The organism is Gordonia sp. IEGM753 (assembly GCF_050321825.1).
GTDB lineage: Bacteria > Pseudomonadota > Gammaproteobacteria > Pseudomonadales > Pseudomonadaceae > Aquipseudomonas.
Window position 1 is genome coordinate 134,212 of record NZ_JBNQGB010000003.1, and the last position, 14,090, is coordinate 148,301.

Annotated in this window: 11 protein-coding genes; all 11 read left to right on the forward strand. The window is 58.0% G+C overall.

Going from position 1 to position 14,090, the window contains the following annotated elements; all coding sequences use genetic code 11:
* Positions 1–9 precede the first annotated feature (9 nt).
* The 11 genes from atpG to ACQR3R_RS17625 all read left to right on the forward strand — a co-directional run bounded on the left by atpG (position 10) and on the right by ACQR3R_RS17625 (position 14,088).
* Positions 10–870: a F0F1 ATP synthase subunit gamma gene (gene atpG / locus ACQR3R_RS17575; protein ID WP_133835239.1), complete on the forward strand. Its 861-nt coding sequence runs from the start codon at positions 10–12 to the stop codon at positions 868–870.
* Between the two features lie 27 nt (positions 871–897).
* Positions 898–2,277, forward strand: a complete 1,380-nt coding sequence (gene atpD / locus ACQR3R_RS17580; RefSeq protein ID WP_123408561.1) for a F0F1 ATP synthase subunit beta — start codon at positions 898–900, stop codon at positions 2,275–2,277.
* 45 nt (positions 2,278–2,322) lie between these two features.
* A complete protein-coding gene (locus tag ACQR3R_RS17585) occupies positions 2,323–2,748 on the forward strand; it encodes a F0F1 ATP synthase subunit epsilon (protein WP_140665201.1) in 426 nt (141 codons plus the stop codon).
* Positions 2,749–2,865: 117 nt separating this feature from the next.
* Positions 2,866–4,233, forward strand: coding sequence for a bifunctional UDP-N-acetylglucosamine diphosphorylase/glucosamine-1-phosphate N-acetyltransferase GlmU (glmU, locus tag ACQR3R_RS17590; RefSeq protein ID WP_428273695.1), 1,368 nt, complete (start codon positions 2,866–2,868; stop codon positions 4,231–4,233).
* Between the two features lie 97 nt (positions 4,234–4,330).
* On the forward strand, positions 4,331–5,107 hold the full coding sequence (locus ACQR3R_RS17595) for a DeoR family transcriptional regulator (RefSeq protein WP_428273697.1): 777 nt from the start codon (positions 4,331–4,333) through the stop codon (positions 5,105–5,107).
* A 1-nt stretch (position 5,108) separates the two neighbouring features.
* Positions 5,109–6,941, forward strand: coding sequence for a glutamine--fructose-6-phosphate transaminase (isomerizing) (glmS, locus tag ACQR3R_RS17600; RefSeq protein ID WP_428273699.1), 1,833 nt, complete (start codon positions 5,109–5,111; stop codon positions 6,939–6,941).
* A 76-nt stretch (positions 6,942–7,017) separates the two neighbouring features.
* Positions 7,018–7,947, forward strand: a complete 930-nt coding sequence (locus ACQR3R_RS17605; RefSeq protein ID WP_428273701.1) for a LysR substrate-binding domain-containing protein — start codon at positions 7,018–7,020, stop codon at positions 7,945–7,947.
* A 104-nt stretch (positions 7,948–8,051) separates the two neighbouring features.
* Positions 8,052–8,678: a glutathione S-transferase N-terminal domain-containing protein gene (locus ACQR3R_RS17610; RefSeq protein WP_428273703.1), complete on the forward strand. Its 627-nt coding sequence runs from the start codon at positions 8,052–8,054 to the stop codon at positions 8,676–8,678.
* A gap of 29 nt (positions 8,679–8,707) precedes the next feature.
* Complete coding sequence (locus ACQR3R_RS17615) at positions 8,708–10,738, forward strand: 2Fe-2S iron-sulfur cluster-binding protein (protein ID WP_428273705.1); 2,031 nt, start codon at positions 8,708–8,710, stop codon at positions 10,736–10,738.
* 34 nt (positions 10,739–10,772) lie between these two features.
* Positions 10,773–11,969: a DUF3142 domain-containing protein gene (locus ACQR3R_RS17620; protein WP_428273707.1), complete on the forward strand. Its 1,197-nt coding sequence runs from the start codon at positions 10,773–10,775 to the stop codon at positions 11,967–11,969.
* Entirely contained in the window at positions 11,956–14,088 is a 2,133-nt protein-coding gene (locus ACQR3R_RS17625) for a hypothetical protein (protein WP_428273709.1), read from the forward strand. Before ACQR3R_RS17620 ends, ACQR3R_RS17625 begins: the two co-directional genes overlap by 14 nt.
* Positions 14,089–14,090 lie beyond the last annotated feature (2 nt).

The following is a 14,090-nucleotide window of genomic DNA, read 5'->3' on the forward strand; positions in this document are numbered from 1 at the left end:
AGGTGTTACATGGCAGGCGCAAAAGAGATTCGCAGTAAGATTGCGAGCATCAAAAGCACGCAAAAGATTACCAGCGCCATGGAAAAAGTGGCGGTCAGTAAAATGCGCAAGGCACAAATGCGCATGGCTGCTAGCCGTCCTTATGCGGAGCGCATCCGCCAGGTTATTGGTCATTTGGCCAACGCCAACCCGGAATATCGCCACCCCTTCATGCTCGACCGTGAAATCAAGCGCGTTGGTTATGTTGTAGTGAGCAGTGACCGTGGTCTGTGCGGTGGTTTGAACACCAACCTGTTCAAGGCCTTGGTCAAGGACATGGCGAAAAACCGTGAAAACGGCGTCGAGATCGATCTGTGTGTTGTTGGTAGCAAGGGTGCGGCTTTCTTCCGCAACTTCGGCGGTAACGTCGTAGCAGCTATCAGCCACCTGGGTGAAGAACCGTCGATCAATGATCTGATCGGCAGCGTCAAGGTGATGCTGGATGCCTACCTCGATGGTCGTATCGACCGTTTGAGCGTTGTGTCCAACAAGTTCATCAACACCATGACGCAACAGCCTACCGTGGAGCAGTTGATTCCACTGGTGGCAACCCCGGATCAAGAACTCAAGCACCACTGGGACTATCTCTACGAACCGGATGCCAAAGAGCTGCTAGACGGCTTGATGGTCCGTTACGTCGAGTCGCAGGTCTACCAGGCGGTGGTCGAGAACAACGCGGCCGAACAAGCTGCGCGGATGATCGCGATGAAGAACGCTACCGACAACGCCGGTGATTTGATCAGCGATTTGCAGCTGATCTACAACAAGGCGCGTCAGGCTGCGATCACCCAAGAGATCTCGGAAATCGTCGGCGGCGCTGCCGCGGTTTAACGGTTCAAATATTCAGAGGATCCAGCTATGAGTAGCGGACGTATCGTTCAAATCATCGGCGCCGTTATCGACGTGGAATTTCCACGCGACAGCGTACCGAGCATCTACAACGCGTTGAAAGTACAAAGCGATGCCGGCACCACCCTGGAAGTTCAGCAGCAGCTGGGCGACGGCGTGGTTCGTACCATTGCGATGGGTTCCACCGAAGGCTTGAAGCGCGGTCTGGAAGTCACCGACTCTGGCGCAGCCATTTCCGTACCGGTCGGTAAAGCGACCCTGGGCCGGATCATGGACGTCCTCGGTAACCCGATCGACGAAGCTGGCCCGATCGACACCGAAGAGCGCTGGGGCATTCACCGTCCTGCGCCAACCTTCGCAGAACAAGCGGGCGGCAACGACCTGCTGGAAACCGGCATCAAGGTTATCGACCTGGTTTGCCCGTTCGCCAAGGGTGGTAAAGTCGGTCTGTTCGGTGGTGCCGGTGTAGGCAAAACCGTAAACATGATGGAACTGATCCGTAACATCGCCATCGAGCACAGCGGTTATTCCGTGTTCGCCGGTGTGGGTGAGCGTACTCGTGAGGGTAACGACTTCTACCACGAGATGAAGGATTCCAACGTTCTGGACAAAGTGGCACTGGTTTACGGTCAGATGAACGAGCCGCCGGGTAACCGTCTGCGCGTAGCACTGACCGGCCTGACCATGGCCGAGAAGTTCCGTGACGAAGGTAACGACGTTCTGCTGTTCGTCGACAACATCTATCGTTACACCCTGGCCGGTACTGAAGTATCCGCACTGCTGGGCCGTATGCCTTCCGCAGTAGGTTACCAGCCAACCCTGGCCGAAGAGATGGGTACTCTGCAAGAGCGTATCACTTCGACCAAAAACGGTTCGATCACCTCGATCCAAGCGGTATACGTACCTGCGGATGACTTGACTGACCCGTCGCCAGCGACCACGTTCGCTCACTTGGACGCCACCGTCGTTCTGTCCCGTGACATCGCTTCCCTGGGTATCTACCCAGCGGTCGATCCACTCGACTCGACTTCGCGCCAGCTGGATCCAAACGTGATCGGCCAGGACCACTACGACACCGCTCGCGGCGTCCAGTACGTTCTGCAGCGTTACAAAGAACTGAAGGACATCATTGCGATCCTGGGTATGGACGAGCTGTCGGAAGCCGATAAGCAGTTGGTAAACCGTGCTCGTAAGATCCAGCGCTTCTTGTCGCAACCGTTCTTCGTGGCTGAAGTCTTCACCGGTGCTTCGGGTAAATACGTTTCCCTGAAAGACACCATTGCTGGCTTCAAAGGCATCCTCAACGGTGACTACGACCACCTGCCAGAACAAGCGTTCTACATGGTCGGCGGCATCGAAGAAGCGATCGAGAAAGCCAAGAAACTGTAATCCCGGCGCCCGGCAACGGGCGCTAATTTAGGTTGAGGCAATCAGATGGCTATGACAGTCCATTGCGATATCGTCAGCGCGGAAGGGGAAATCTTTTCCGGCCTGGTCGAGATGGTGATTGCGCACGGTGCACTCGGTGATCTTGGTATCGCCCTGGGTCACGCGCCGCTGATCACTAATCTCAAGCCAGGTCCTATCCGCCTGATCAAGCAGGGCGGGGAAGCCGAGGTGTTTTACATCTCGGGTGGTTTCCTCGAGGTTCAGCCGAACATGGTCAAGGTGCTTGCCGACACTGTGCAACGTGCTGCCGACCTGGATGAAGCCTCCGCTCAGGAAGCCGTTAAGGCTGCCGAGAAGGCCTTGCATGAACGTGGTGCAGAATTCGATTACGGTTCTGCCGCCGCACGTCTGGCCGAGGCGACAGCTCAGCTGCGCACCGTCCAGCAGATCCGCAAGAAGTTTGGCGGTTAATCCGTCCCGGACTTGTTGTGCGATTGATTAAAAAGGGTAGCCTCGGCTACCCTTTTTTCTTTTCCGACTTTCCTCAGCGCGCTGTCGCCGCTGAACACCCAGGATTGGTAGCCAGTCATGTCTCTAGAAATCGTAATCCTTGCTGCCGGTCAGGGCACACGCATGCGTTCTGCATTGCCGAAGGTTTTGCACCCGATTGCCGGTAATTCGATGCTCGGCCATGTTATCCACAGCGCCCGGCAACTTGATCCACAACGCATTCACGTGGTGATTGGCCACGGTGCGGAAGCGGTGCGCGAGCGACTGGCTGCGGATGATTTGAATTTTGTTCTGCAAGACAAGCAATTGGGTACTGGCCACGCGGTTGCGCAGGCCGTGCCATTTATCGAATCCGAAAACGTATTGATCCTGTACGGCGATGTGCCGCTGATTGAAGTCGATACCTTGCAACGCCTGTTGAAGAAAGTTGCACCAAAGCAACTGGGTTTGCTCACCGTGGAGCTCGCCGACCCTACTGGATACGGTCGCATCGTGCGTGACGCTGAAGGAAAGGTCACCGCGATCGTTGAGCAAAAAGACGCCAGTGAAGCCGAGCGTGCAATCACTGAAGGCAACACCGGCATTCTGGCGGTGCCCTTCGCTCGCCTTGGCGACTGGATGAGCCGACTCTCCAATAACAACGCTCAAGGCGAGTACTACCTGACCGACGTGATTGCCATGGCCGTCAGCGATGGTCTGGTGGTGGCCACCGAGCAACCGCATGACGCTATGGAAGTGCAGGGCGCCAACGATCGCAAACAGCTTTCGGAGCTTGAGCGCCATTATCAATTGCGCGCGGGCCGTCGCTTGATGGCTCAAGGCGTGACCCTGCGCGATCCGGCGCGATTCGACGTACGAGGTGAAGTGACTGTCGGGCGCGACGTGCTGATCGACATCAACGTGATCCTCGAAGGCAACGTCGTGATAGAGGATGACGTGGTGATCGGTCCGAACTGCGTGATCAAGGACAGCACCCTGCGCAAAGGTGTGGTGATCAAGGCCAACAGTCATATCGACGGTGCGGTGCTGGGTGAAGGCAGCGACGCGGGCCCGTTTGCCCGGTTGCGCCCAGGCACTGTGCTGGAGGCGCGCGCGCATGTGGGTAACTTTGTCGAATTGAAGAATGCGCACATGGGTGAGGGCGCCAAGGCAGGGCACCTTAGCTATTTGGGTGATGCAGAGATCGGGGCGCGAACCAACGTCGGAGCCGGCACCATCACGTGCAACTACGATGGGGTCAACAAGTGGAAAATCGTGATTGGGGAAGATGTGTTCATTGGCTCCAATAACTCACTGGTTGCCCCGGTGACTATCGGTGATGGATCAAACACTGCTGCCGGCTCGACCATCAATCAAGATGTGGATAAGTCGCAACTGGCCGTTGCCCGCGCTCGCCAGCGCAATATCGATGGTTGGAAGCGGCCAGAGAAAATCAAAAAGACCTGAGTTATCCACAGATCTTTTTATCGGCATGCGCTTGACGAAGTTTCGCTAATAGGTTTTGATTGCTTCCGTTATCTTTCGAATCGAAACTTAGTCAGCCATGTCGAAACGCAATACGCCTCAACGTCGCCATAATATCCTCGCCTTGCTCAATGAACAGGGCGAAGTCAGTGTCGATGAGCTCGCCAAGCGATTCGAAACATCGGAAGTTACGATCCGCAAGGATCTGGCTGCACTTGAAAGCAATGGTTTGTTGCTGCGTCGATATGGCGGGGCAATCACCATGCCGCAAGAACTGGTAGCCGATATCGGTCAACCGGTCTCCAAATACAAGCAGGCTATTGCCCGGGCTGCTGTTACACGCATTCGCGAGCATGCCCGCATCATCATCGACAGCGGCAGTACCACGGCGGCGATGATCCCTGAACTCGGGCAACAACCGGGTTTGGTGGTGATGACCAATTCCCTGCACGTAGCCAACGCCCTGAGCGAACTCGAACACGAACCTGTGCTGTTGATGACGGGCGGCACTTGGGATCCTCACTCCGAGTCCTTTCAGGGCCAAGTGGCAGAGCAAGTACTACGCTCTTACGACTTCGACCAGTTGTTTATCGGGGCTGATGGCATCGACCTGGTGCGCGGTACGACCACTTTTAACGAATTGTTGGGCCTGAGCCGAGTCATGGCCGAGGTCGCACGTGAAGTAGTGGTGATGGTCGAATCCGACAAGATCGGCCGCAAGATTCCCAACCTGGAACTGCCATGGAGCAGTGTCCATACCCTAATTACCGATGATCGCCTGCCGACAGCGGCACGGGATCAGATTCAGGCCCGCGGTATCACGTTGATTTGCGCGGCTGTCAGTCAGGAGAAATAGCATGTGTGGAATTGTTGGCGCCGTCGCAGAACGTAACATCACCGCCATCCTGCTCGAAGGCCTGAAGCGCCTCGAGTACCGGGGTTATGACAGCGCGGGTGTGGCGGTCTACACCAATGATGGAAAGCTTGAGCGTGTGCGCCGTCCAGGCAAAGTCAGCGAGTTGGAACAGGCCCTGGCCGCAGAACCGCTGGTAGGTCGCCTCGGCATTGCCCACACCCGCTGGGCTACTCACGGCGCACCTTGTGAACGCAACGCTCACCCGCATTTTTCCGGTGACCTGGCCGTGGTACACAACGGCATCATCGAGAACCACGAAGTCCTGCGTGAGCAACTCAAGGGCTTGGGCTACGTGTTTATCTCGGACACGGATACCGAAGTCATTGCTCACCTGCTGAACCACAAACTCAAAGACCTGCACGATCTGACGGTAGCGCTGAAAGCGACCGTCAAAGAGCTGCACGGTGCCTACGGTTTGGCGGTCATCAGCGCCCAGCAACCGGACCGTTTGTTGGCTGCGCGCAGCGGCGCCCCGCTGGTCATCGGCCTGGGCCTTGGCGAAAACTTCCTGGCTTCCGATCAACTGGCGTTGCGTCAGGTTACTGACCGCTTCATGTACCTGGAAGAAGGCGATATCGCCGAGATTCGTCGCGACCATGTGCAGATCTGGGACATCGACGGTCAGGCTGTCGAACGTGAAGCCGTGCAGTATCGGGACGGTGCCGACGCTGCTGATAAAGGCGAATTTCGCCACTTCATGCTCAAGGAAATTCACGAACAACCGATCGTTGTACAACGCACCCTCGAAGGCCGCCTGAGCCCGAACGGTGTGCTGGTGCAGGCTTTTGGTCCGCAGGCTGCCGAGCTGTTTGCCAAAGTGCGCAATGTGCAGATCGTCGCATGTGGCACCAGCTACCATGCCGGCATGGTTGCCCGTTACTGGCTCGAAGAGCTGGCCGGCATTCCTTGCCAGGTCGAAGTGGCCAGTGAGTTCCGCTACCGCAAGGTCGTGGTGCAACCCGACACGCTGTTCGTGACCATTTCCCAGTCCGGCGAAACGGCCGACACGCTGGCCGCGCTGCGCAACGCCAAAGAGCTGGGTTTCCTGGCCAGCCTGGCGATCTGTAACGTCGGCATCAGCTCACTGGTGCGCGAATCCGATCTGACCCTGCTGACTCAGGCCGGTCGCGAAATCGGCGTCGCCTCCACCAAAGCGTTCACCACTCAACTGGTTGGCCTGCTGCTGCTGACCCTTTCACTGGGCCAGGTTCGCGGCTCGTTGGCCGAAGGCGTTGAAGCCACGCTCGTCGAAGAATTACGTCGCCTGCCAATTCGTCTGGGCGAAGCCTTGGCAATGGACAGCACCGTCGAGAAAATCGCCGAGCTGTTCGCTGACAAGAATCACACCCTGTTCCTTGGCCGTGGCGCGCAATACCCGGTCGCGATGGAAGGCGCACTCAAGTTAAAGGAAATTTCTTACATCCACGCCGAAGCCTATCCGGCCGGTGAACTGAAACACGGCCCGTTGGCGCTTGTGGATAACGACATGCCAGTGGTCACCGTGGCGCCGAACAACGAATTGTTGGAGAAGCTGAAGTCCAACTTGCAGGAGGTCCGTGCACGCGGCGGTCAACTGATCGTTTTCGCCGACGAAAAGGCTGGCATGACCAATGGTGAAGGCACTTATGTTGTACAAATGCCGCACATCCACGACATCCTGTCGCCGATCCTCTACACCATCCCGCTGCAATTACTGTCTTACTACGTGGCCGTACTGAAAGGCACAGACGTCGATCAGCCACGCAACCTGGCGAAGTCGGTGACGGTGGAATAAGTTATCCACAGCTGACCGAAGCAGTAAAAAATCGCAGCCTTGGTTGCGATTTTTTTTACCCGGATAAAGGACACGCATGATGGACCGATTTCAGGAAATGCAAGTCTTTGCCGCTGTCGCCCAAGACCAAAGCTTTTCGGCGGCAGCGCGACGTTTGGGTCTGTCGGCTGCGAGCGTCACTCGTGCGGTGGCGGCGTTGGAAAAGCGTATTGGCACGCCGTTGCTGACGCGCACCACACGCAGCGTGTATTTGACTGAGCCGGGTCAGCGTTACCTTGAAGACTGTCGGAGAATTCTCAACGAAGTGCAGGAAGCCGAGGATTCGGCAGCCGGCAGCCACGCTCATCCTCGTGGGCAACTGACCATCACTGCACCGGTGCTGTTTGGCGAATTGTTTGTTACGCCGATCATGGTGGAGTACCTGACTCGGTACCCGGAAGTCAGCATCAACGGTTTACTGGTCGACAGAGTGGTGAGCATGGTCGAGGAGGGTATCGATGTGGCGGTGCGCATCGGCGAGCTGCCCGACAGTAATCAGCACGCCATTCGTGTGGGCGAAGTGCGGCGGGTGATTTGCGCATCCCCGGGTTTTTTCGCCCACCACAATCGACCTCGGCACCCACATGACCTGGCTCAGGCACCGGTTATTGCGACGTCCTCTATCGGCCAACTCAGAAACTGGCCGTTTATGGACGGCACTGTGCCGCTCAGTGTCCGGCCAGAACCGCGATTGGTGGTCACAGCCAATCAGGCGGCTATCACCGCGGCGTGCCTGGGGCTGGGACTGACACGGGTGTTGTCCTATCAAGTCGCGAGCAAGGTCGCGGCCGGAGAACTGGAAATAGTGCTGGCGGACTTTGAATGGCCTCCCTTGCCGATCCACCTGGTGTATCAGGGCGGTCGGAAGGCACCCGCGCGCATTCGCAGTTTTGTGGATTTTGCGGCGCAAACCTTGCGTGAGCACCCTGCGTTGCAGGGCGATCATTTATTGCGCAGGGTGAAATAATTGATTGCGTTGCCTGGTTATTCTGTTGTTTTGGTGATGGGTAGAAGATAGCTCTACCGGCGCCGGATTGTTTGTGAGCGGCGCCATCACCTGCGGAGTCGACCATGCAAGCGATCAAACTCTACAACTTCCCTCGTTCCGGCCACGCACACCGTGTGGAGTTGATGCTGTCTCTGCTGCAATTGCCGACAGAGCTGATTTTCGTCGATCTGGCGAAAGGTGAGCACAAACAGCCGGATTTTCTCGCGCTCAACCCTTTTGGGCAGGTTCCGGTCATTGATGATCAAGGCCTGGTGCTGGCGGATTCCAATGCGATTCTGGTTTACCTGGCGCAAAAATACGGGAATGGCCGTTGGCTGCCGGCTGATCCGGTTGGCGCGGCGAAGGTCCAGCGCTGGCTGTCTGTAGCGGCTGGGCCGATTGCCTTTGGTCCCGGCCGCGCAAGGTTGATCACCGTGTTTGGGGCACCGTATAACGCCGAAGAAGTGATCGCTTTTTCTCATCTGTGGCTCAAATTGATTGATCAGGAACTGGCCGATTCGCCTTATCTGGTCGGCAATGAACCGACCATCGCTGACGTCGCGGCCTACAGCTACATTGCCCATGCGCCGGAAGGCAACGTGTCGCTCGACGACTACGCCAACGTGCAGGCCTGGCTGGCACGGATTGAAGCGTTGCCTGGTTTTACGGGGATGCCGCGCACCGTGGCCGGCCTGCAAAAAACTGCCTGATGCTTGATTAGCGTAAAGGGGATGCCGTTATGGACCGTTCACCTTGGCACAGCGGCGAAATACAGATGCAGGCTCGTGTCGGTGTCGCCGAGCGAATGGAGGCGTTCGGTCGTAAGGTTATTCGCACTCAAATGCCGGACCAGCACCGCGCGTTCTATCGGCAATTACCGTTCATGTTGTACGGCGCAGTGGATGCCGATGGCCACCCATGGGCCAGTATTCTTGAAGGTGCGCCGGGCTTCGCTCAATCACCAGAGCCAAGTGTGCTGCGGTTCGAAAGTGTGCCTGCCGCTGATGATCCTGCGCAAATAAAGGATGGGGCGGCCATTGGCTTGCTTGGAATCGAGCTGCATACCCGACGCCGTAATCGGCTTAACGGCCATGTCAGCGCGGTAACACCCCAAGGCTTTGATGTGAACGTGCAGCAGTCATTCGGCAATTGCCCGCAGTACATTCAGTTGCGCCAGTTGCAATCGGTACCAATGGCGGAGGCTTCGAGTCGTATCGCGCAACACCTGAAAGGACTTGATGAGGCGGCAAGAAGCATGATCGCTGGCGCCGACACTTTTTTTGTCGCCAGTTATGTGGACGTCGATGGGCAACGTTCGGTGGACGTTTCGCACCGTGGCGGGCAGGCCGGTTTTGTAAAGGTTGAAGGTAATCGCCTGACCATTCCGGATTTCGCCGGCAATCTGTTTTTCAACACCTTGGGTAATTTGCTGATCAATCCTCGCGCCGGTTTGCTGTTCATCGATTTCAGTTCGGGCGATCTGTTGCACCTCAGCGGCCGCACCGACATCATTCTCGACGGCCCGCAGGTCCAAGCCTTTCAGGGGGCGGAACGCTTGTGGACATTTGAGGTGGAAATGCTGGTACGGCGGCCTGCCGCGCTGGCATTGCGTTGGCGCTTCGACGGCATGTCACCCAACAGTTTGATGACCGGTACCTGGCAGCAGACCGCTGCGCGGTTGCAGGCCCAGGCATTGGGGGATCGCTGGCGGCCATTGCGGGTGGCGCGTATTGAAGCGCAAAGCCGCAGCATTCGCTCGATTTACCTGGAGCCTGTCGAGGGTGCAGGGTTGCCGGTATTTCAGGCGGGGCAACATTTGCCGCTGTGTTTCAACATTGACGGTGAGCGGCATATCCGCACCTACAGCTTGTCGAGTGCGCCGTCGGATGATTTTTTTCGTATCAGTGTGAAGCGTGAAGGTGTGGTGTCATCGCATCTGCATGAACAACTGCGCGTGGGCGACATTGTGCAGGCCCGCGCGCCCCAGGGACATTTCACTGTGGCCCCTCATGAACGTCGGCCATTGGTGTTGCTGGCGGCGGGCGTCGGCATCACGCCGTTGCTGTCGATGCTGCGTGAGGTGGTGTATCAAGGCCTGCGCACTCGACACATTCGTCCTACATGGCTGTTCCAGAGTTCACGCACGTTGGCCGACCAGGCGTTTCGCGTCGAGCTGGATCGTTTGCTGGAGGCGGCGGGTGATTCGGTGCGCGTGGTGCGCCTGCTTAGTCAGCCTGAAGCAGAGGCTGTGGAAGGAGACGATTTTGACGTGAGCGCACGGATCGACATCGCCTTGCTCCAGCGCATGCTTGACGTAGAAGACTACGATCAGCTGGATTTTGTACTCTGCGGCCCTGGCAGCTTTACCCAAGGTCTGTATGACAGTCTGCGAGATCTGCACATCAGCGATGCGCGCATTCACGCCGAAACCTTTGGCCCCTCGACGTTGCGCCGCCAACCCGACCCCGACGCGGTGATCATCGAGCAGCCACCGGCGGCTACGATTGCGGTGCCGGTAGTGTTCCAGCGCTCGGCCAAGGAGGCGCGCTGGCAGCCTGACAGCGGTAGCCTGCTGGAATTGGCGGAAAGCCGTGGACTGCGCCCGGAGTTCAGTTGCCGCGGTGGTTCATGCGGTACCTGTAAAACACGCTTGATCAGCGGTCAGGTGAATTATCCACAGCCACCGGCCGAGGTGCCGGAGGATGGAAACGTGCTGATTTGTTGTGCGATCCCCGCGCAAGGCTCGCAGCCTTTGGTACTCGACCTGTAGCATCTGCCGAACGCTGAAGCTATCAGGATGTTTTATGTATTTTCTGGCTCGTCTGTCGGCCTTGCTGACGGCGCTGGTGTTGCTCAACGGTTGCGATAAACCCGATGCGCCGCCGCTTGATCAGCAATTGTATGTCTGGCAACGACAGTGGACGCAGGCACACGAAGCCGCGCTAAAAGACAGCAGGGCGGATTTTTCGACGTTGCGCGTATTGGCCTTGCAGGCCTTCGCGCAATCAGGCTTGCGCCGGTCCAGGATTGATCCCGAGCTGCTAAAGCGTGATGGCCGTCCGTTGATTGCCGTGGTGCGCCTGGACGGCCAACTCCAGTCACTGGACACGGCCGACGTCATTGCGCAGATTCAACACGTCATCGCTGATTGGCAAGCACTCGGCCTGCGTGTGGACGGCGTGGAGATTGACCACGACGCCGGTAACGCACGGCTACCGGCTTACCGGATATTTCTGACAGACCTGCGCGCCGCGTTACCGAGTGCGTTAGCGCTGAGTATCACCGCGTTGCCGGCGTGGCTGAACAGCCCGCAATTGCCTGCGTTGTTATCCACAGCCGATAGCAGTGTGCTGCAAGTGCACGCGGTCAGCGATCCGCAGCGTGGCTTGTTCGATCCCGCACAGGCAAAAAAGTGGGCCAAGGACTGGAGCCGCATCACCCAAAAGCCGTTTTATCTGGCGCTTCCCGCTTATGGCGTCGCACTGCTGCCGAGCGACGGCGGTGCACCTGTGGTTGAAAGTGAAGTGCCGATCGAGCGTGGCGGCAAGCGTCGCGAGTTGTTGGCCGATCCACAACAACTGAGCACGCTGGCCCGCGAACTGCGCGATGATCCGCCGGCGCACATGGCCGGTTTGATCTGGTTTCGCCTGCCATTGGTCAATGATCGCCGGGCCTGGAGCCTGACCACGTTGCGCGCCGTGGCGCGGGGTGACGCTCTCGACAGTCGGCTGACGCTCAACCTCTCGGCACAAGAAGGTCTGTATGACATCAGTGTCCGCAACCAAGGCAATCTCGACAGTGCGTGGCCCGAGCGTCTGACACTTGCAGCCCAAGGTTGTGAGGGGGCTGATGCGTTGGCCGGTTATACGTTGCAGCAGACTTCGGATCTGCTTACCTTCACACGCGTGCGCGACGGGCGAATAGCCGCCGGCGGGCAGCGTGCCATCGGTTGGGCACGCTGCGCCCATATTGATCAAGGAGCTTGGAATGTTTACCCGTAACTGGCCGCGTCATCTGCTGTGCCTGGGTCTCAGCCTGCCGCTGGGTTCGGCGCTGGCCTGCGGACCGGACTTCCCGATGCGCCTGCTCGACAACCGGGGCCAGTCATTGGCAGAGCTGCCGGAAGGTAACTTCAACTTTGAGATCAATCGTCTAGGGCATGCAATCGCCGGGCTGAAGAACGCGACAGCCGCCACGAACAATCCGAATGATGGCTACGGTGATGCCCCGCACTACGCCGATCAACGTGAGGAGGCTGAGCAGTCCGGTTTGACGGCCGAACAGCAGGCGTTGATTAAACAGTTGCGCGGCCTCACCGATGCGCATCAGGTTGAGGCTCAGGGCGCGAACCTGGCGGCTGAACTCAGGTTCTACCTGGCGGGCGCGGTGGCGTTCAACGCTGGCGAGCATGCACTGGCAGTCGAGTACTTCCAGAAAGTACTGGCGCTGCCGGCCGATCAAAGGGCGACACGCAGCACGTGGGCGGCTTATTCGCTGGGCCGTGCGCTGTTCGCCATGAGCGCCGAAGCGAACGCGACCCCGAACGTGCTGGCGCAGTCTCGACAAGCGTTTGAGCAGACACGTCAGCTAAGCATCGATGGCTTCAGCGATCCATTGGAACTGGGCGTTGCCAGCCTGGGGGAAGAGGCTCGCGTTGCACGTACCGCTGGCGACTGGGACAGTGCCATCGAACTGTATGCCACGCAAAACCTGCACGGTTCGGCCGTGGGCTACAGCTCATTGAAATTGTTGATGGCTGATCTGGCGGCAATGCCAGACGATCAATTGGCTGTTTTGCTGAAAGGCAAACAGGTGCAGCAATTGGTCACGGCCTCGTTGCTCAGCCGATTGGGCTGGTCGTTCGACGAGCAACCGCCGAATCAGCTCAAGTTGATCAAACTGCTGCAAAACAGCACGCGGGGCAGCCTCGATAATGCAGATCGTCTGGCGGCAGTGAATTATCAACAAGGCGATTACGCCAGCGCCAAAACCTTCCTTGAGCATGCTGGCGACGGTGGGCTGGCATGGTGGCTGCGGGCCAAACTGGCGATGCGCGAGGGCGACCAGACCGCGGCCGCCGCGGCCTACGCCAAAGCAGCCCAGGCATTCCCGCAAAGCGAGTCTTGGGGCGAACGTCGTACCCCTGATTGGGATGTCGAAACGCTGCAACCCAAGTGCCGAGTTGAAGGTGAAAGCGCGATTTTGGCGTTGCAGCGTGGGGATTACCTGCAGGCGTTTGATCAGCTATATCGCAGCAACGGGATCTATTGGCTCGACGCGGCCACCGTTGCCGAGCGGGTACTGACGCTCGATGAATTGAAAGCTTACGTCGACACCCATGTGCCTGCGCCGCCAGCGCAGACTCAGCAGGATCGCGATAATTACGTGCCATTGCCGGTGGCCGCCAAACTGCGCAATTTGCTCGCTCGGCGATTGCTGCGTGAGGAGCGCTACGATCAGGCGCCAGCGTATTTTGATAACGTGGAATGGCAAAAAAAGGCTACGTGGTACGGCCAGTTACGCCACGACGCCGAATCAAAATGGTGGCCGACCAAGCGTGCATTTGCCTATTACTACGCCGCAACAGTCGCCCGATTCGATGGCATGGAGCTTCTGGGTTATGAGATGTCACCGGATTACGCAACCTTGGGCGGCAACTACAGCCTGGAGTCTGCGCAACTTCAGGTTGGACCGCTGATAACCGCCAGTGAAGTGCAGCGCCAGCAAGCCACCGTCGCGAAACCTGATGAGCGATTCCATTATCGCTATGTCGCTACAGCCTTGGCGAGCAGGGCCGCCGATCATCTGCCCCACACCAGTCAGGCATTTGCAGCGGTGCTGTGCTCGGCGTCGTCATGGGGCACCAGCCTGCAGGAACAAAGCGCTTTTTATAAGCGTTACGTAGAGCAAGGTCCGTATGTAGTCTGGGCCGGTGATTTTGGTCATCAATGCCCGACACCTGACTTCCAGAACGTTGACAAGTACTACGTGACCCAGGTCACTGACTCAGTACGATCGCAGCTGCGTCCCTACAAGAAACCCTTGCAGTTCGGCGCTGTGATCGCGATAACGGCCGCGGTGTTGCTGTTCATCATTCGACGCAGACGCCAAACCCGATAAGG

Bases quoted from the DNA above. Each gene is read 5' to 3' on its own strand.
- atpG (WP_133835239.1), top strand. From the start codon at position 10: ATGGCAGGCGCAAAAGAGATTCGCAGTAAGATTGCGAGCATCAAAAGC.
- atpD (WP_123408561.1), top strand. From the start codon at position 898: ATGAGTAGCGGACGTATCGTTCAAATCATCGGCGCCGTTATCGACGTG.
- ACQR3R_RS17585 (WP_140665201.1), top strand. From the start codon at position 2,323: ATGGCTATGACAGTCCATTGCGATATCGTCAGCGCGGAAGGGGAAATC.
- glmU (WP_428273695.1), top strand. From the start codon at position 2,866: ATGTCTCTAGAAATCGTAATCCTTGCTGCCGGTCAGGGCACACGCATG.
- ACQR3R_RS17595 (WP_428273697.1), top strand. From the start codon at position 4,331: ATGTCGAAACGCAATACGCCTCAACGTCGCCATAATATCCTCGCCTTG.
- glmS (WP_428273699.1), top strand. From the start codon at position 5,109: ATGTGTGGAATTGTTGGCGCCGTCGCAGAACGTAACATCACCGCCATC.
- ACQR3R_RS17605 (WP_428273701.1), top strand. From the start codon at position 7,018: ATGATGGACCGATTTCAGGAAATGCAAGTCTTTGCCGCTGTCGCCCAA.
- ACQR3R_RS17610 (WP_428273703.1), top strand. From the start codon at position 8,052: ATGCAAGCGATCAAACTCTACAACTTCCCTCGTTCCGGCCACGCACAC.
- ACQR3R_RS17615 (WP_428273705.1), top strand. From the start codon at position 8,708: ATGGACCGTTCACCTTGGCACAGCGGCGAAATACAGATGCAGGCTCGT.
- ACQR3R_RS17620 (WP_428273707.1), top strand. From the start codon at position 10,773: ATGTATTTTCTGGCTCGTCTGTCGGCCTTGCTGACGGCGCTGGTGTTG.
- ACQR3R_RS17625 (WP_428273709.1), top strand. From the start codon at position 11,956: ATGTTTACCCGTAACTGGCCGCGTCATCTGCTGTGCCTGGGTCTCAGC.